At 39.3% G+C, this 18,917-nt stretch carries 17 protein-coding genes and 2 tRNA genes; 3 read left to right on the top strand and 16 right to left on the bottom strand.

Annotation, left to right across the window (positions count from 1 at the left end):
• Positions 1-22 precede the first annotated feature (22 nt).
• A complete protein-coding gene (locus SCSH_RS09440; RefSeq protein WP_057491663.1) occupies positions 23-655 on the top strand; it encodes a TetR/AcrR family transcriptional regulator in 633 nt (210 codons plus the stop codon).
• Positions 656-773: 118 nt separating this feature from the next.
• Positions 774-893 carry a putative metal homeostasis protein gene (locus tag SCSH_RS11150; protein WP_152972550.1) on the top strand — a complete coding sequence of 40 codons (120 nt, stop codon included), beginning with the start codon at positions 774-776 and terminating at the stop codon, positions 891-893.
• Positions 894-1,083: 190 nt separating this feature from the next.
• On the opposite strand, the gene SCSH_RS09435 is transcribed toward SCSH_RS11150, so the two are convergent.
• From SCSH_RS09435 to rpmB, 8 genes are all read right to left on the bottom strand, one after another.
• Complete coding sequence (locus tag SCSH_RS09435) at positions 1,084-1,971, bottom strand: SPFH domain-containing protein (protein ID WP_057491662.1); 888 nt, start codon at positions 1,969-1,971, stop codon at positions 1,084-1,086.
• Positions 1,972-2,041: 70 nt separating this feature from the next.
• The gene (gene ilvA, locus SCSH_RS09430) at positions 2,042-3,292 is read right to left on the bottom strand and encodes a threonine ammonia-lyase IlvA (RefSeq protein ID WP_057491661.1); all 1,251 of its coding nucleotides are present in this window, start codon (positions 3,290-3,292) and stop codon (positions 2,042-2,044) included.
• A 192-nt stretch (positions 3,293-3,484) separates the two neighbouring features.
• Positions 3,485-4,507 carry a ketol-acid reductoisomerase gene (gene ilvC / locus SCSH_RS09425; protein WP_057491660.1) on the bottom strand — a complete coding sequence of 341 codons (1,023 nt, stop codon included), beginning with the start codon at positions 4,505-4,507 and terminating at the stop codon, positions 3,485-3,487.
• 61 nt (positions 4,508-4,568) lie between these two features.
• The gene (gene ilvN, locus SCSH_RS09420; protein ID WP_003090251.1) at positions 4,569-5,051 is read right to left on the bottom strand and encodes an acetolactate synthase small subunit; all 483 of its coding nucleotides are present in this window, start codon (positions 5,049-5,051) and stop codon (positions 4,569-4,571) included.
• Entirely contained in the window at positions 5,044-6,747 is a 1,704-nt protein-coding gene (locus SCSH_RS09415; protein ID WP_057491659.1) for an acetolactate synthase large subunit, read from the bottom strand. Before SCSH_RS09415 ends, ilvN begins: the two co-directional genes overlap by 8 nt.
• A gap of 362 nt (positions 6,748-7,109) precedes the next feature.
• Positions 7,110-8,777 (bottom strand): DAK2 domain-containing protein, encoded by a 1,668-nt coding sequence (locus tag SCSH_RS09410; RefSeq protein ID WP_057491658.1) that lies wholly within the window; start codon positions 8,775-8,777, stop codon positions 7,110-7,112.
• Complete coding sequence (locus SCSH_RS09405; protein WP_003090259.1) at positions 8,777-9,142, bottom strand: Asp23/Gls24 family envelope stress response protein; 366 nt, start codon at positions 9,140-9,142, stop codon at positions 8,777-8,779. Before SCSH_RS09405 ends, SCSH_RS09410 begins: the two co-directional genes overlap by 1 nt.
• A gap of 99 nt (positions 9,143-9,241) precedes the next feature.
• Positions 9,242-9,430, bottom strand: coding sequence for a 50S ribosomal protein L28 (gene rpmB / locus SCSH_RS09400; protein WP_027975489.1), 189 nt, complete (start codon positions 9,428-9,430; stop codon positions 9,242-9,244).
• A gap of 166 nt (positions 9,431-9,596) precedes the next feature.
• On the opposite strand from rpmB, the gene SCSH_RS09395 reads away from it, so the two are divergent.
• Positions 9,597-10,928 carry a hypothetical protein gene (locus SCSH_RS09395; RefSeq protein WP_057491657.1) on the top strand — a complete coding sequence of 444 codons (1,332 nt, stop codon included), beginning with the start codon at positions 9,597-9,599 and terminating at the stop codon, positions 10,926-10,928.
• 64 nt (positions 10,929-10,992) lie between these two features.
• Here SCSH_RS09395 and SCSH_RS09390 read toward each other — a convergent pair.
• From SCSH_RS09390 to tig, 8 genes are all read right to left on the bottom strand, one after another.
• A tRNA-Thr gene (locus tag SCSH_RS09390) sits at positions 10,993-11,065 on the bottom strand.
• 194 nt (positions 11,066-11,259) lie between these two features.
• A complete protein-coding gene (locus SCSH_RS09385) occupies positions 11,260-12,141 on the bottom strand; it encodes a class II fructose-bisphosphate aldolase (protein WP_057491656.1) in 882 nt (293 codons plus the stop codon).
• 364 nt (positions 12,142-12,505) lie between these two features.
• Positions 12,506-12,591, bottom strand: a tRNA-Leu gene (locus tag SCSH_RS09380).
• Between the two features lie 44 nt (positions 12,592-12,635).
• Positions 12,636-13,565: an alpha/beta hydrolase gene (locus SCSH_RS09375; protein ID WP_057491655.1), complete on the bottom strand. Its 930-nt coding sequence runs from the start codon at positions 13,563-13,565 to the stop codon at positions 12,636-12,638.
• A 487-nt stretch (positions 13,566-14,052) separates the two neighbouring features.
• On the bottom strand, positions 14,053-15,657 hold the full coding sequence (gene pyrG / locus SCSH_RS09370; protein WP_057491654.1) for a CTP synthase: 1,605 nt from the start codon (positions 15,655-15,657) through the stop codon (positions 14,053-14,055).
• A gap of 154 nt (positions 15,658-15,811) precedes the next feature.
• Complete coding sequence (gene rpoE / locus SCSH_RS09365) at positions 15,812-16,399, bottom strand: DNA-directed RNA polymerase subunit delta (protein WP_057491653.1); 588 nt, start codon at positions 16,397-16,399, stop codon at positions 15,812-15,814.
• Between the two features lie 115 nt (positions 16,400-16,514).
• Positions 16,515-17,177 carry an HAD family hydrolase gene (locus SCSH_RS09360; RefSeq protein WP_057491652.1) on the bottom strand — a complete coding sequence of 221 codons (663 nt, stop codon included), beginning with the start codon at positions 17,175-17,177 and terminating at the stop codon, positions 16,515-16,517.
• A 156-nt stretch (positions 17,178-17,333) separates the two neighbouring features.
• Positions 17,334-18,617 carry a trigger factor gene (gene tig / locus SCSH_RS09355; RefSeq protein ID WP_057491651.1) on the bottom strand — a complete coding sequence of 428 codons (1,284 nt, stop codon included), beginning with the start codon at positions 18,615-18,617 and terminating at the stop codon, positions 17,334-17,336.
• Positions 18,618-18,917 lie beyond the last annotated feature (300 nt).

The raw sequence follows: 18,917 nt of genomic DNA, 5'->3' as shown, positions 1-18,917 counted from the left end.
TTAAAATAAAAATGAGGTCATTATGAATAAAAACAATATTTTAGACAATTACCGCGACTGGCTAGGCCATCATAAAATGCCAGCCGGCAAAAAGAAAACCTTAGCTGCAGCTATTGAACTCTTTTCTCAGCAAGGCTATAATGGAACTTCGACAACCCAAATCGCAGAAAAAGCTGGGATTAGTCAAGCCACCATTTTTAAATACTTTAAAACAAAAAGTGATCTGCTTGCTGAGATTATGCAGCCCATGATTCCTGAATTAAAAAAAGCTTTTCTCCCTCAATTAAAAAAACATATTCAGCTAGAAGACACCGTCCATTTTATCGTTCAAGATCGTTTTAAATTTTTAGCTCAAAATGCCGATTTGATTAAAATTCTCCTTCAGGAATGTCTGGTCAATGCCCAATTGCGGCAGATGCTGCTGGCAAACATTAAAGCAGTTATAGTTGCCGATTTTGAGGAATACTGGCAGCTTTTAAGGCAAAATAATCCTCAGATTGCCAATCTCAGTGCTTTGGAGCTTGTCCGAATAAATGCCGGTCTTCTTTTTGCCTATTTCACTCAGCGCTTTATTTTAAATATACCCACACAATCAGAAGCAGATGATTTAAGTTTAATCGAGAAACAAATTCTATCACTATTAACGTTGAAGTAATTCTTCAACCAAAAAGAAAATTCTTGTCATGTCTTTTTAAAATTTACTTTACTGGTTAAGTATTTTGTGCTATACTATTCCCTGTTAACGTTAATAATTTCTCATCAAAGGAGGTTGTATGGCCGAAAAAACTGACTTAGCATCTGCCTATCGCAGATTGAAAAGTCCAAATATCAAAACCCGAAAACGTGCTTTGAAAATTATTCATGAGCACAAACGTCAAGGTAAAAAAACTTAATACTCAATAAAAATCAAAAATAGACTAGCCGACGAGCTGCAGACTGTACTAAGGTAGGGCAAAGCGAAGGCAAGAATCTATAGTTTTGATTTTTGAAGAGTATAAAAACTCGATAATTCCTTCATTTTATATGCTTACCCATTGTCAGACAAAAAATCTGCTAGAGAACTTACTCCAGCAGATTTTTTTATTATTGAGCTTTTAAGGCTGATAAAATCTGTGTCCGTATATCTTCGACACCGTCAGGCGTGTTTGGCAAAAAGACTGTCTGATTGCCACCCGCAGCAAACTGATTTAAGGTATCAAGATATTGGTTGGTCAACAGGATTGACATAATCTGTTCTTCTGTCATACCAACATTAGCTTGCTTGAGTTCGGCGATAGACTCAGCTAATCCATCAACAATAGCTTTACGCTGTTGGGCAATACCAACACCGTGAAGACGGTCTTTCTCAGCTTCTGCTTCCGCCGCAGTGACGATCTTAATCTTGTCAGCATTTGCCAACTCTTGAGCCGCTACACGCTTACGCTGAGCCGCATTGATCTCATTCATGGACTGTTTGACTTCAGCATCTGGCTCAACCTTGGTAATCAAGGTTTTGACAATGATATAGCCATACGTTGACATTTCTTCTGCTACTTGATGTTGAACTTCAAGGGCAATTTCATCTTTTTTCTCAAACAGTTCATCCAAGGTCAATTTAGGAACAGATGAACGCAGGGCATCTTCAATATAAGACTTGATCTGTGCTTCAGGCCGTATTAATTTGTAATAAGCATCTGTTACATTTTGTTCATTGACACGGTACTGCGTAGCCACATTAAGGGTTACAAAGACATTATCCTTGGTTTTAGTTTCAACGATAATTTCAGACTGCAGTAAGCGCAGCTGAACACGCGCAGCAATCTTGTCAATTCCAAAGGGGAGACGTAGGTGAATACCACTGCTGGACGTTAGTTGATACTTACCAAAACGCTCAATAATAGCCACTGTCTGCTGACGAACAACATACAAGCCGCTAGCGACTAAAATAATGCAAAACAACAAGATAATACAAAGAAAGATAAAAATTCCCATAGATGGTATTCTCCTTTTATTCTAATATTTCACCTATTATAAACTATTCCGTAATACTTGGCAAGACAAACTAAACCAGCATATTATACAAGCTTTCATTGCCATGAAGATTGATATAGCTTGGGTCAAAAGCACTCAAGCGGTCGATTAAAGCCTGATAGTCATTCTTATCAGCTAGGGTAATACCAATAAGAACCGGCCCTCTCCCTTTATTGGCGCGTTTAATATACTCAAAACGTGTGATGTCATCGTTTGGTCCCAGGATATTATTAACAAATTCACGCAGGGCTCCGGGACGCTGTGGAAAATTAACAACGAAATAATGCTTAACACCATCGTAAATCAGGGCGCGCTCTTCCATTTCCTGCATCCGATTAATATCGTTATTACCCCCAGAAATCACACAGACAACTGTCTTACCCTTGATGTCTTCTTTCATGACTTCCAAAGCTGCAATAGAAGCAGCACCTGCAGGCTCAGCAATAATTCCCTGCTTGGAATACATATCAATTAAAGTTTCAGAAATCAAGCCTTCATCAACACCAACCAGACGGTCAACATATTTTCTGGCTACTTCATAAGTAGATTGGCCAACTTTTTGCACTGCAATCCCATCGGCAAATTTATCAATGTGTTCCAATTTAACCGGATGTCCCTTATCAAAAGCCGCCCGCATGCTGCGTGCTCCCATGGCTTCAACACCAACCACTTCAATTTCCGGTGCAGCATCCTTAATATAAGTAGCTATGCCAGCAATCAAGCCGCCACCGCCAACTGGCACCAAAATAGTATCAAAACTCAGACCATCTTCCTGAGCCTGCTCATAAATTTCATAAGCAACCGTGCCCTGGCCAGCCTGCACTTTTTCATTATCAAAGGGATCAATAAAAGTCATTTCTTCAGCCTTGGTATAATCCTGAGCAGCTTGAGCCGAAGCATCAAAGGTGTCTCCCACCAGCTTAATATCAACGAAAGAGCCGCCGAAAAACCGAACTTGAGAAATCTTTTGATGAGGGGTAGTTACTGGCATGAAGATAGTAGCAGGAATTTTCATTTCATTGCAGGTATAAGCAACTCCCTGCGCATGATTTCCCGCAGAAGCACAGACAACTCCGCGTGTTTTTTCCTCATCAGATAATTGTGAAATGGCATAGTAAGCACCCCGCAGTTTAAAAGAACGCACTTTCTGCATATTTTCACGTTTTAAGTAAACAGTTGCTTGGTATTTTTCAGATAAATAACGATCGAATTCAAGCGGTGTACGCACAACAACATCTTTTAAAACGGCGTTGGCTGCAACCACATCTCTAGCTGAAATCATAGCTCTCCTCTTTTTCAAAATATTCAGTCTATTTATTATAACAAAAAATTTTATAAAATGATATAGGAAGCTAAAAAGCATGATGACCTGCGCATGAAATCAGAAAACATAGTTTTCACGCTGAAAGCTATAAAACGAGCTGAAAGCTAAAGAAAAAAATACCGGAAAAATATCCGGCATTTAGTAATTTTATTAGTTATAAATTTTGAAAGCATCGTCATCGTTTTGGTTAACGAATGGCATTGCTTTACGAAGCTCAGCACCGATTTTTTCGATTTCAAGTTCTTCAGCTTCTTTACGGAAGGCTTTCAAACGTGGGAAGCCAGCATCATGATCTTCAACGAATTCACGCGCAAATTTACCTGATTGAATATCTGCAAGAGCTGCTTTCATATTTTCCTTCACTTCCGGACCAATAACGCGCGGACCAGTTACAAAATCACCAAATTCAGCAGTGTTTGAACATGACTGACGCATCTTCTTGAAGCCGCCTTCGTAAATAAGGTCAACAATCAGTTTCATTTCATGAAGCACTTCAAAGTAAGCCAACTGCGGTGCATAGCCTGCTTCAGTAAGTACTTCAAATCCTGCTTCAATAAGGTGAGTTAAGCCTCCCATCAATACAGCTTGTTCACCAAAGAGGTCTTCTTCCGTTTCTTCTTTAAATGTTGTTACAAGCAATCCTACACGGGCTGAACCAATACCTTTAGCCCAGTCCATAGCAATATTTTCAGCATTTCCAGTTGGATTTTGATAAACAGCATAAAGTGCCGGTACACCAAAACCTTCTGTATAAGTACGACGTACCAAATGTCCTGGTCCTTTAGGAGCAACCATGAAAACATCAACATCTTCAGGGGCTTTGATGTAGCCAAAATGAATATTGAAGCCGTGAGCAAAACCAAGAGCTTTACCAGCACTCAAATTAGGCTCAATTTCTGCCTTATAAATATCTTTTTGAATTTCATCTGGTGCTAAAACCATGATAACATCAGCCAACTTAGTAGCCTCAGCTACTTCATACACATCAAAACCGTCTTCTTTGGCCTTATCAAATGATTTACCATGACGAACACCGATAATCACATCATGACCTGAATCACGTAAATTTTGTGCGTGCGCATGTCCTTGCGAACCATAGCCAACAACAGCAATTTTTTTACCGTCAAGTGCTGGAACTTTCACATCTGCTTCATATAACATTTCTACTGCCATAATATATCTCTCTTTTCTATTTTTATTATTGCCAAAAGGCTTGATAACTAACTAAAAGGGTCTAGGATAAATCTCTTGTAAATCCTGTCGCGCCGGTACGGGCAATATTTTTAACACCGTAAGGCTGAATCACTCGAATAAGCGCTTCAATTTTATCTGCATCACCAGTCATCTGAATGGTGATTGACTTGGGCGCCACATCAATAACACTGGCACGGAAAGGCTGGATAATAGCCAGGATTTCTGCGCGTTTACTGGTTGGAGCCGCAACCTTAATCAGGATAACCTCACGTTCCAAATGAGGTTGATCCGTGATATCGCGGACACGGACAACATCAATCAAACGATTAAGCTGCTTAATGATCTGCTCCACTTCCTCTAACGAATCAACATCAATAATGATGGTAATTCTGGAAATATTGGGAACCTCGGTATGACCGACTGAAATAGACTCAATATTCACCTGACGTCGGGACAGAACTCCGGTAAAGCGGTTGAGAACCCCGGTGGAATTTTGAAGTTTGGCTGTTAACATTCTACGCATTAAAAGTCACCCCCAACATTTCCGCATTGCTCTTACCTGACGGTACCATTGGATAAACATGTTCACGATTGGAAATATTAACTTCTATTAACATCGGCTTGTTTTCCAAAATAACTTCCAGATCTTTTTCCAAAGTCAGCGGATCAGAAAACTTATAATGACTGATTCCATAAGACTCAGCCAAAAGCTGGAAGTTTGGTTCGTCATCAAAAGTTGACTCGCTTCGGCGCTCATCATAGAAGGACTCCTGCCACTGGCGAACCATACCCAAGGAATGATTGTTAATTAGAACAACCTTGATTGGAACACCATAGCCATTCAAAATAGCCAATTCCTGATTGGTCATTTGAAAACCACCATCTCCGACAAAAAGGACAACTTCCTTGTCAGGGTTAGCCAGTTTAGCACCAATAGCTGCAGGAATGCCAAAGCCCATCGTTCCCAATCCGCCTGATGTGATTATCTGGCGTTCATTTTTATAAGGGTAAAATTGGGCAGCCCACATCTGATGCTGGCCAACGTCTGTAATGACAATTGCCTCTCCTTTAGTTAGTTTGCCAATTGTCTCAATCGCATGCTGCGGCTTGATAATCTCTTCATCAAACTTATAACCGAAAGGAGCCTTAGCCTTGTTTTGCAAGACTTTATCAGTCCATTCCCGATGTCTTGTGGATACCTTATCAGCTTCCAAAAGCTGTTTCAAGGTTTGTTTTGCATCTCCAACAACTGGAATAGCTGTTTTGACAACCTTGCCGATTTCAGCCGGATCAATATCCACATGAGCAACCACAGCTTTTTTAGCAAAAGTCTTAGGATTGCCTGTCAGACGATCAGCAAAGCGTGACCCAAAATTAATGAGAAAATCGCACTCTGTCAGCGCCATATTAGAGGCGTAAGAACCATGCATTCCTCCCATTCCTAAAGATAAAGGATGTTCAATAGGCATTACCCCTAAACTCAAAAGGGTAGACACAACCGGAATATTATAGCGTTCGGCAAAGGCAATCAATTCCAAAGAAGCTTCTGAATAATTCACACCTCCGCCTGCTAAAATCAATGGTTTTTTAGCCTTTTTCAGCTGAGACAAAATTTTCCTAACCTGTAAACTATTTGGCTCAACAGTCGGCTGATAGCCCGGAACATTAAGATCAGTTTTGTAATAAAAGCTAACCGTTTTTTCAGAAATGTCCTTAGGCAGGTCAATAACAACCGGTCCAGGGCGTCCTGTTGTTGCAATGTGAACAGCCTCTGTGACGATGCGCGGAATATCCGCCGCATCACGGACTTGGTAATTGTACTTGGTAATGGGCATTGTAATACCGATAATATCAGCCTCCTGAAAGGCATCTTTCCCAATACCAGGTGTCGCAACCTGTCCCGTGAAGACTAGCATAGGCACACTGTCACTCATAGCATCAGCAATGCCAGTGATAGCATTCGTAGCCCCAGGACCGCTCGTAACCACGGCTACACCGATTTTTCCAGTAGACTTGGCAAAGCCTTCTGCTTCATGCAGTGCCCCCTGCTCATGGCGCGCCAAAATATGACGAATAGTATTATTCTTATAAATCGCGTCATAAAGCGGCAAAACAGCACCACCAGGATAACCGAAAATAGTCGTGATTCCTAAATTCTCCAAAGTATCAAGCAGCAATTCTGATCCTGACCTTGGATTTTCAAGCTGTATTTTTTCCACAGGAACCTCCTTTGCAGTTATTGTTCAAATTTTCAAAAAATTCAAACCACTTAGTTAATATCATAACATTTTTGAAAAAATTTGCAAGTAAATTTGACAATTATCTGCCTTAATTTCATTACTTTTTCACTTCCCTTAAAACTAGGCAAAACTTTCTAGTAAAGAAAGCATCTAGCACACCAAAGAAGCGTCATTACACAGTGCCAACAATGATATTCAAAAAAAGTTGCTAATGCCATCACTATTTGAGTTTCTGAGCTAGCTTCTTCCATATACTAAAACCTTGGTAAATAATAAGTTCTTGGTGAAAGTAAAAAAAGAGAAAGCAGCAAGCTACTTTCTTCTTATATCATTCTTATTTTCTATTCTACACTCATCAAATAAGGGTAAACAGGCTGGTCTCCTTGATGAATTTCAACTTCAAGCTCTTCATATTGATTTTCAAGATCTGTAGCTAGTTTCTGAGCCTGTTCTTGATTGCCTTCTTCACCAACATAGATAATGGCAATTTCACTGTCATCGTCAATCATTTTGTCAAAGGTTTGGCGCAGAGCTTGATCCATATCTGGTGTTGAAACCAAAATACTGCCATCAACCATTCCTAAAACATCATCTTTATGGATATTCAATCCATCAATAGTTGTGTCTCGGACAGCCATTGTTACGCTTCCGCTGACAACATCTGATAGACTGTCTGTCATAGCCTCAACATTATCTTCCAAGGAGTTAGCAGGATTGAAAGCCAAAAGGCTGGTGAAACCTTGCGGGATAGTACGAGTTTCAATAACTGCAGCCGGAACATCTACAACATCTGCAGCACTTTGGGCAGCCATAAAGATATTTTTATTATTCGGTAAAATAATAATGTTCTTAGCGTTAACAGACTCAATAGCCTTAACAATATCTTCTGTAGACGGATTCATGGTTTGACCGCCGGAAATAATATAATCGACTCCTTGTGATTTAAAAATTTCCGCCAAGCCTTCTCCAGCTGCAACAGCTATCAAACCATAGTCTTTGAGTTTCTTAACTGCTGGCTGCGGCTGTTCGTCCTTTTCTTGAAGAGCTTCGTGCTGATTGCGCATGTTATCCACTTTGACCTTAACCAAAGCACCGTATTTGAGCCCTTCTTGCATAACCAGACCGGGATCCTCTGTATGGACATGAACCTTGACAATCTCATCATCATTGACCACTAAAAGAGAATCACCTAAATTGTTTAGATAATTTCGAAAATCTTCGTAATCAAAATCTTTAACATAAGTAGGCCCCTGCTTGAGCGCTACCATAATTTCCGTACAGTAACCAAAAGTAATATCTTCTGTTGCTACGTGACTAGCAACAGATTTATGATGTTCGGCATTAATCATTTCTGTCATATTGGCAGGAGTTGCCTGAAAATCTTCTGACAAAATGTAATCACCAGTCAAGGCTAATAGAAAACCTTCATAAATGAAGACCAAACCTTGCCCGCCTGAATCAACCACACCAACTTCTTTCAAAACAGGAAGCAAATCTGGTGTTTTAGCCAAAGCAGCTTTAGCACCGTCCAAAGCGGCCTGCATCACCTCAACAGCATCATTTGTATTTTCAGACTTCTTGATGGCAGCTGTTGCAGCTCCGCGTGACACTGTTAAAATAGTTCCTTCAACTGGCTTCATAACAGCCTTATAAGCCACCTCAACCCCAGCTTGAAATGCTTGGGCTAAGTCCTTGCCGGTAAGCTCTTTTTTGCCTTTGACACTTTGTGCAAAACCTCTAAAAAGCTGAGAAGTGATAACACCTGAATTTCCACGTGCTCCCATCAGCAGCCCTTTAGAAAGAATTTGACCAACCTCACCGACTGTTGAAGCCGGTTTATCAGAAACTTCCTTAGCACCATTGTCCATGGTCATGCCCATATTAGTCCCTGTATCACCGTCTGGGACAGGAAAAACATTCAGTGAATTGACATACTCTGCTTGTTTACCAAGACGTGTTGCAGCTGCCTGAACCATTCCTTGAAATAAACTTGTTGTAATATTAGCCACTAATCTTCTCCCACAACTTTAATATTTTGGACATAGACATTAACCATATCAGCAGAAATGCCCAATTGATTTTCAAGATTAAACTTAACGCGTTCTTGAATATTTTTAGATACTTCACTAATTTTAACGCCGTAACTCATCACAGTATAAACATCAACTGAAATACCAGCATCAGTTGACTTTATAACAACACCCTTTGAATAATTTTCCTTGCGCAGAAGCGCCTGAAAATTATCCTTGATAGCACTCTTGCTAGCCATGCCAACGACTCCGAAGATTTCATTAGCTGAACCGCCAACAACTGTGGCAATCACGTCATCTGACAATTCAATTTGACCGTCTTTTGTATTAATTTTTACTGTCATTTTGCTACCTCAAAAAGTTTTTATCAGCTTATTTTACCATAATATAGATATCTTGTAAAAACATAACAAAAAAAGAGTCCTAAGACTCTCCTTCCAATTTTAAACACGTTCTACTTTGCCAGACTTAAGCGCACGTGCTGAAGCCCAAACTTTTTTAGGTTTTCCGTCAATAAGAACAGTCACTTTTTGAAGATTTGGTTTTGCTGTACGTTTTGTTTTGTTCATCGCATGTGAACGGTTATTTGCTGATACAGTTCTACGTCCTGTAAAATAACATACTTTAGCCATTTATCTGTTTTTCCTCCTGCTTAGTCTAGGGGTGTTTTCACCACATACCGTAATATTATAGCAAAATACCAGCTGTTTGACAATAGGTCTTTAAACATTTTTCTCAGCTTGCGTATCAAAATGGAAGCTATTATAATTATTACTAAACAGAGAGTTGGTGAATTTAATGACTAAAATAATCAAAAATACTGCTCCTGCACTTGGAGAAGCCTTGGCAGAAGGCGCAGTCATTATTCCAAATATTATCTTCGCGGGCTTATTATACCAACATTATGGCCATTACCATTTTTTACTGCCTTTTGTATTATTATATTCATTTGAAAAAGCCGGTTCCTTTGCCTTGCAAGGTTTTGGAAAACTGAAAAACTTATATAAAATTTTAAGATACAGTCTTTTGCTGGCTATTTTAGGGTGCTGCCTTTGTCTGTTTGGAAATGTGCATTTTATATTTTGGGAAGCAGGCGCTGTCTTAACAGGTCTTGGCTTATCTAATTATAATGCTCTTTTTAAAACAATCAAAGATTATTCAGCGGAAAATAACAATCAAACAAAAAAAGGCGTACTGATTAAAGGCTATCTGATTTTAGGAATCATTATTGCTTTGCTTTTAAGCCTTCGCCATGTGTCAATAACATTCGTATTTGCCATTTTTTTAATGATTTTACTTATGCTATACACCTTTATTTCCCAGCTGGAATGGGAGTCCGGGATGCACAATCAAACCGCTTTTGAAAAAAAGAGAAAATCCTGGCTGCATTTTTTGCCAGCCGGCTGCATGCTGCTATTTGCCTTTTTCACCAGATTATTAAAACAGACAGCAAACAGCAATTATATTCTCTATGTAGGCCTTGCTTTATGTTTATTTCTGATTGTCGGACTGATTTTTAACCCCTTGACTTTTTCCCTGCAGGCCTTGTATACCATGTGGTTTGGAGCTGCAAGAAATTTTTTGGTTATTTACAGTCTCATCTATTTTATAGCTATTAATAAACTTTACATGGTTGGACTTTCTTACATCATGATTGTTTTAGGATTGTTTTTATCAATGGCCGCACAAAAGTATTTTAAAGCTATTAAAGAAGAACAGCAATTGCAAATCATTTTTTTAGTCAGCAGCATGGCATGTTTTTTATTTCTCCTGTCGCCTTGGACTTATCTTTTAGGAATCCTGCTGAGCTGTGCATTTATCGCCTCAGGCAATCGTTTAGTTCTGCAAAACTATATTACAGATAATCGGCTTCCCACTTTAGAAAGAAGAGTCATCCGTTCTAAATTTTATGGGCTGGGCGCTATTATCCAGCAGGTAGTTTTATTATCAACGCTGATAGCAGTATCTTGGATTAAAAACCATAATTCAGCTTTGAGTGCTTATTCACTTGCTGACAGTGTTGAGCATATACAAGGAGCTTTTTTCTGCACAAAATTAATCTGTCTTGCTTTCATTGTAACGGCAGGATTATTTTTAGTAAGATTGACCTTAAAACATATGATGAGATAAAAAGAAAAGCACTCCAAGATATTCTAAATAACTCTTAGAGTGCTTTATCATAGCTCTTATTTGATGCCGATTGCAGGGCTCGAACCTGTGACCTACGCGTTACGAGTGCGTTGCTCTACCAACTGAGCTAAATCGGCTAACAGTAATATTTTACTATTTCTACAAATTTTGTCAACAGAAACAGACAATCGAAAATGCTTGTCTGTTTCGAAAGTATAATTATTTTCAATCGCTAAAAATGGTAAAATAAGTCTTTTTATTGAAGACTTCATCATAGCAAAAAATCCCGTCTGGATGGACGAGATTTTCTTGATTGATAGGTTCAGCAAAATTAAGCTTTGCCTTCTGAACCAAAAACATCGATACGTTCTTCGACAGCTTCTTGGATAGCTTTAACACCATCAGCCAAGAATTTACGTGGGTCGAAGAGTTTCTTCTTATCGTATTCAGCTTCGTTTGCTTCATAAGCAGCTGCAAATTTACGAGTTGCATTTGAGAATGCAATTTGACATTCAGTATTAACGTTAACTTTAGCAACACCAAGTTTGATAGCTGCACGGATTTGGTCATCAGGAATACCTGAACCACCGTGAAGTACGATTGGGAATCCTGGAACAGCTTCTGTCAATTTCTTCAAGTGATCAAGGTCAAGACCTTCCCAGTTTTCTGGGTATGGACCATGAATGTTTCCGATACCTGCTGCCAAGAAGTCAATACCAGTTTCAACCATTGCTTTAGCATCTTCGATTGGTGCCAATTCGCCGCGGCCGATAATACCATCTTCTTCACCGCCGATAGTACCCACTTCAGCTTCTACTGAGATACCTTTAGCATGTGCTTTTGCAACAACTTCTTTAGCTTTTTCAAGATTTTCTTCAACTGGAAGATGTGAACCATCAAACATGATTGATGTGTAGCCAACTTCGATACATTCAAGCGCATCTTCATAATGACCGTGGTCAAGGTGAATTGCAACTGGTACAGTAATACCCATTGATTCTACAAGAGTTTCAATCAACACTTTACAAAGTTTGTAACCGCCCATGTATTTGGCAGCACCCATAGAAGTTTGAATAAGAACTGGAGCTTTTTTAGCTTCTGCCGCACGCAGAATAGCTTGAGTCCATTCAAGGTTGTTAGTATTAAATCCACCGACAGCATAGCCGTTATCACGAGCTGCTTGGACGAATTTTTCTGCTGAAACGATTGCCATTTTTAAAGGCCTCCTAAATATTTTTTGGGGCAACCCCATTACATCGTTTATTTTATCACTTTTACAGTAAAATTTCCAGCCCTTACTCGAAACTTTCATTCCTTTCTTGAAAACTCACAAAGATTAAAAGCTTTAAAATGACGTTACTAAGTGATGACAAAAATTCTCACCATTTTAAACATCAAAAAGAGAGAACCAACCTAGTTCTCTCTAAATATTAATATCAGTCAGCTCACAGCAGTTGATAAAAATCCGTAAATGATACTGCTCCCATATCTCTTTTTAAGGAGAAACTGCCAAGAGTATTAGCATACAACAAGCCCATCAAAACAAAAAGGCTGGCTTAAAGCCAGCTAATACACTATGCGGAGAGAGGGACTTGAACCCTCACGACCAAAAGCGGTCACAAGATCCTTAGTCTTGCGCGTCTGCCAATTCCGCCATCCCCGCAGCAACTTAGTAAATTATATCAACTTACTAAATTGGTGTCAAGCTTATTTCCTGTATTTTTGCAAAAATTCTTTGATTTTCTTTTCATACAACTGCTTATCCTTCTTGAACGTTTCGGCGTGATCGGCTCCTTTAACAAGATAAAGTTCTTTTGGCCCCTTGGTAGCCTTATAATTTTCATAAACCATTCGTGTTGGTACAAAAGTGTCACGGTCTCCATGAATAAAAAGGATTGGCAGTTTATTTTTCTTCAGCTGATTGACCGAACTTGCTTCTCCGTAAGAGAAACCAGCACGAATTTTGGAAATAGCAGAGACTTCATAAAGAATAGGAAAGGCCGGTAGATTGTACATGCTTTTAGCTTGAAATTTAAGTTCATCCCAAACACTGCTGTAGCCAGCATCTTCAATAAGATTATGCACTTGCGGCGGCAGCGTTTCTTCACCGCTGGCCATCATAACAGTGGCAGCTCCCATCGACAATCCAAAAAGAGTAATCTGACTTTTATGATTGCGCTGAACCAGCAATTCTGTCCATTTAATAAGATTCAAACGATCGTTCCAGCCATAGCCGATAATGCGACCTTGGCTTTTTCCTGCAGCAATGTTATCAGGCATGAGAACATTGTAGCCTAATTTGTGAAAAAGCCAGCCATAAGCCTTCATTTTTTCTTTGCTCCCAGAAAAACCATGTACAATGACAGCGGTTTTATCTGTTTTTTGTTTTGCCCTGACATACCAAGCATCTTGTTTGAGACCGCCATTTTCTATCCAAAGGGTCTCTTTAGGAAGCTTATTAAAATACTGCTCATAGTCATACAAAGGATCTGTTTTTACAATTTTAGCACTGCTGATAAAAGATTTATGAGAACGCACTTGAGCCACATGGAAAAAATAAAAGCTAGCTCCAATTGAAACAAAAAAGATTGCAAGCACCAAATATGTTACTACTTTTGTCAGGTTTAACTTTTTCATGTCCCCTATTATACACCTTTTTCAGCAGCTGAAAAAGGTTTTTAAAATTAAATTGCATAAAAATAAGGAGTTAGAACTTTCAACTATCTTAAACTTATCAAATGCTCTTGACTAAATGATAGTTGCTTAGCAATATGTTAGAGATGATTTAATAAATTGCTAAAACAACTAGGAAACAGGCTGCAGAGTGCAGGGGTAAGACTTCTTGGCGTAACCAACAAGTCTTACCCCCAACCACTGCGTCAAACTGCTATATCTTAAATAGTTAAAGAAGGAAGGACTTTTGTCCTAGCCTCAAGCGAAGGCAATAAGGTATAGTTTTGATTTTTGAAGGGTATCAGTTGTCCCATGTAACTTGTAATGATAGCTCTATTGCTGTTTATTGTAGTTATATGGAACTTTTTCTATATAATAAAAGCTCTGTATCTCTAAAGCCATTACCTGCTGCAGAGATTACAGAGCCTATTTTTTTAATCTGTTCTTATTATTAATGACTGTTTTCAACTGCCGCTGTTACGAAGGCTGTATAGAGCTCTTCAGGGCGGTTAGGGCGTGATTGCAGTTCTGGATGATACTGAGCAGCTACAAAAAATTTCTTGTTCGAAAGTTCCACAACTTCTACTAGTCGATTATCCGGAGACACGCCTGAGAAAACAAAGCCGGCATCTTCAAATTGCTGACGATAAGCATTGTTAAATTCATAACGGTGGCGGTGACGGCGCTGAACCACATCTTGATTGTCATAAGCTGCCGCTGCCTTGCTGCCTGCCTTTAACTTGCATGGATAAAGTCCCAAACGCAGGGTGCCGCCCATATCTTCAATATCAATCTGATCACGCATAATATCAATAACGGGATATTTCGTATTTGGATCCAATTCAGCAGAATTAGCTCCTTCAAGATTGAGGACATGACGAGCATACTCCACACAGGTCAGCTGCATTCCAAGGCAGATGCCAAGCATAGGAACATCATTTTCACGCGCATAGCGAATGGCTTCAATTTTTCCTTCAGTACCACGTTGGCCAAAACCGCCTGGTACAATGATACCGTCTGCACTTTCTAGCAATTCAGCAACATTTTCAGCGGTCACATCATTGGCATTGATCCAGTTAAAATCAATAGCCGTATCATTGACATAGCCCGAATGTTTCAAGGCCTCAACTACAGACAAATAAGCATCGGGAAGCTCCACATATTTCCCAACGAGAGCAATCTTGGTAGTCTTCTTAAGGTTCATTACCTTATCAACCATGGCAGACCACTCTGTCATATCAGCCGCTGGCACATTCAGTTTTAAATGATCACAAACAATTTGATCCATGTTTTGTGCCTGCAAATTCAGCGGAATCTGATACAGATGATCAACATCAAGTGATTCAATAACAGCCTCTGGCGCCACATCACAGAATTGAGCCAATTTGTTTTTAATGCCTTGTCCAGCAGGCTGTTCTGTTCGAATGACCAGCATATTAGGCTGAATACCCAAACCGCGCAGTTCTTTAACCGAATGCTGTGTCGGTTTGGTTTTCATTTCCCCGGCTGCCTTAAGATACGGTAGAAGAGTGGTATGAATATACATGACATTATCAGAGCCCACATCAGCCTTCATTTGGCGCAGTGCTTCTAAGAAAGGCAGACTTTCAATATCACCAACAGTTCCTCCGACTTCTGTGATAATGACATCAGAGTCAGTTGTTGTTGCTGCGCGCTTAATTTTTTCCTTCAGAGCATCAGTAATGTGAGGAATAACCTGAACGGTTGCTCCTAAATACTCACCTTTGCGTTCCTTGCGAAGGACTTCACTATAAATTTTCCCAGTTGTCACATTTGAATATTTATTGAGATTAATATCAATAAAACGCTCATAATGCCCGAGGTCAAGGTCAGTCTCAGCACCATCATCAGTTACATAAACCTCACCGTGCTGATAAGGGCTCATAGTCCCTGGGTCAATATTGATGTAAGGATCAAATTTTTGAATGGTTACCTTAAGACCGCGATTTTTCAACAGACGCCCAAGACTGGCCGCTACAATTCCCTTGCCAATAGAAGAAACAACTCCGCCGGTTACAAAAATGTACTTTGTCATTAAACACTCCTTTAATTCATTCGAGAGAAAAAAGAAAAAATGCCCCCTAAAATTAGGGAGCTTATTTCGACCTCAAAAGAGGTGCCCAAGAAATAATATAAACTATCTGACCTCATTTGTCAATGAAGAAATAGCCTTATCTAGCACAGAAAAATTATTCCTCTTCTTCGTCTTCCTCATCATCATCGGAATAATCGTCATCTTCTTCATCTAAATCAACATTTTCATCCAAATCCTCATCTGGAATAATTTCATTGATTTCTGAATCATAAGATTCAACCTCTGACTTTTCATCGTCTGGATTGTCATCATCGTAATCAGTGTTTTCTTCAGGCCTATCAAAGCTTTCATCTTCTGGATCGTCATCGCTGTAGTCAATAGCATCTTCATCACCATCCATAAAGGCATTAACACGTTTGCGTTTACGTTTTGGTGCGCCATCTTCATCTTCTTCGAGAGTAACAATTTCTTCGTCGATTTCATCGATACCATACCAAGAACGCAGACCCCACTTGTTGTCACCGAGCGGGATGAAACTACCATCAGTATTCAAATCTGAATAGAAATAAGGCAGAGCGTGACGAATTTCTGAATCTGATTTTTCCAAATAAACTTGAATAGCATTAACAAGATCGCTAAAATACATCTCATTGTCCCGACCGCGCTCTTCTAAAATAGCACGGGCTACTTCAATCATTGAGAGTTCACTTTTTTCTTGTCCAGCAAATACTTCTAATTCCAAGGCTGTTCTCCTTATTTTATCGTTAACTTATATTTTACGACATTTTTAATGGTAAGTCAAAAAAGATTTTTACAAAAGTCATGCCTATACTCTTCTAAAAACAAAAGCATTATGACTAATTGAGACGCTTGATATACTCTAAAACATCCTGCATATCCTCAGCAATATAATCTGCCTGTTTTTGATCAACTGCCATCCGTTTTTCCTCATAGGCGACAGTCTTAAGGCCTGCATTTTTGGCTGCAGCAATACCAGACGGAGAATCTTCAACAGCAAGTGCCTGATGACCAGGAACACTCAATTGATTAAGAACAGAGAGATAAATGGCTGGATCAGGTTTGCTGGCTTCAAAGTCTTCACCGCTGACAATGACATCAAAGTAATCCCTAATCTCACAATTGAGCAAGATATCTAAAATATATTTCTTTTGAGTTGATGAAGCAACTGCTAAGGCTATGTGATGCGCTTTAGCATACTCCAAAATGGCAATAATATCTTTTCTAAAAAGCGGCAGATAGCTTTCTTTACAATATTTTTCTGCTTCAACCTTTTGCAAGCCCTGTTCAATCTCCTCAAACGACAAAGATGTTTGACTGAGCTGTTTAATACGTCTGAACAAATCTACTCCAGATCGTCCAACCAACCGCGAAAAATCCTCATGCGTCAATTTAGACGGTTCCTTGGCAATTTCTTTTATATAGGCCTGCTGCAATTGAAAATCCAGATACTCAGTATCAACGATAACACCGTCCATATCAAAAACAATTAATTTTATCATAGCAGTTCCTCATTTGCGTTAAAGACTAGATGTAATTGCATTTTTCTTCTATCTTATTATAACAGGCAATTAAAGGCCTTGCTAGAAAAAGATGAAAAAATTAAGGACCTGGAGCGAATTCCCCAAGTCCTATTTAAGAAAAGCAGTGAAGCAGGCTTATTTAACGCTTGCTGTGCTTGTAATAGTATCAACAGCTTTTTTCATGGCAATGTCATGTTTGAGCATGTCTGGTGAAAGAAGTGAGCGCACTTGTTCAACGTCCATGCTGTATTCAGCTGCAAGATCAGTGATTTCTTTTTCGATTTCTTCGTCTGAAGCTTCAAAACCTTCTGCCTTAGCAATTGCTTCAATAACCAGATTTGTTTTCACGCGCTTGTCAGCATCTGCTTCATATTGTTTGTGAAGGTCTTCTTCAGTTGTACCAGTCAACTGGAAGTACATTTCTGATGAAATACCTTGACGCTGCATATTGCCCATGAATTCCTGCATAGCGCGGTGAACTTCATCATGAACCATTTCTTCTGGCAGCTCAACAATTTCCGCATTAGCAACAGCCAAGTCAATCGCTGCACTTTCAACTGCATCATCATAAGCAGTTTCCTTAGCAGCTTCAAGTTCCTTACGGTACTTAGCTTTCAATTCATCCAAAGTTTCAACTTCTTCATCAATGTCTTTAGCTAATTCATCATCAAGTTCTGGAACTTCTTTAGCTTTAACTTCATGGATAGTTGTGACAAATTTAGCATCTTTACCAGCCAAGTCAGCTGCTTGGTAATCTTCTGGGAAAGTAACGTTAACGTCAACTGTTTCACCAGCTTTTTTACCAACCAATTGTTCTTCAAAGCCTGGGATAAATTGACCAGAACCAAGTTCAAGTGAGAAATTATCACCTTTACCACCGTCAAATTCAACACCGTCAACAGAACCAACAAAATCGATAACAACAGTATCACCTTCAACTGCTGCGTCTTCTTTAAGAACAAGTTCAGCTAAGTTGCTGCGTTCACGTTCGATTTTTTCGTCCACTTCTGCATCAGTAACTTCTTTAGACTCTTCTACTGATACTTTAAGGTTTTTATAATCTCCAAGTTTTACTTCTGGCTTAGTGACAACTTCTGCTGTGATTTCCCAGTCTTGCCCTTTTTCCATTGATTTAACATCAATTTTTGGCTGAGCTACAACATCAAGTTCCAATTCAGCAACAGCCCCTTCGTAAGCTGATGGCAAAATGCTGTTTAAAGCTTCCTCATAGAGAGCTTCTTCACCAAATTTTTGATTAAAAACAGTACGTGGAAGATGACCCTTGCGGAATCCTGGCACTGAGATATCTTTCTTTACTTTATTAAAGGCTTGATCAAGAGCTGGTTGAATCTTGTCCTGACCAATCGTGAATGTAATAACTCCACGATTTGTAGCTTTGTTTTCAAATGATGTAGACATGAAGTCGTTTCTCCTTAAAATTTATTTGCACTTTCCAGTTTATCATATTTATTGCCAATTTGGAAGTTTTTTCTTCTATCAAAGGTGCCTAAATTTTTGAAAAAAGTAGTAAACTCAGACTGAAGAAAAAGTCAATTTTTATCAAAAAAACTATTGTATTATGATACTTTCCTTAGGTAGCAACTTCCTTTGAAATTTCATACCTAAGCTCAAGATGCAAAGGGCGTCTGCGGATAAAGGCAAAATAGGGAGTCCGCCGCGGAATCGTTAAGATTCTAGGCGGACTCATCTTTTTGCCAC

Origin of the sequence: Streptococcus orisasini, assembly GCF_001431045.1 — a bacterium.
Lineage (GTDB): Bacteria > Bacillota > Bacilli > Lactobacillales > Streptococcaceae > Streptococcus > Streptococcus orisasini.
This window is presented reverse-complemented; position numbering and strand designations above follow the sequence as displayed.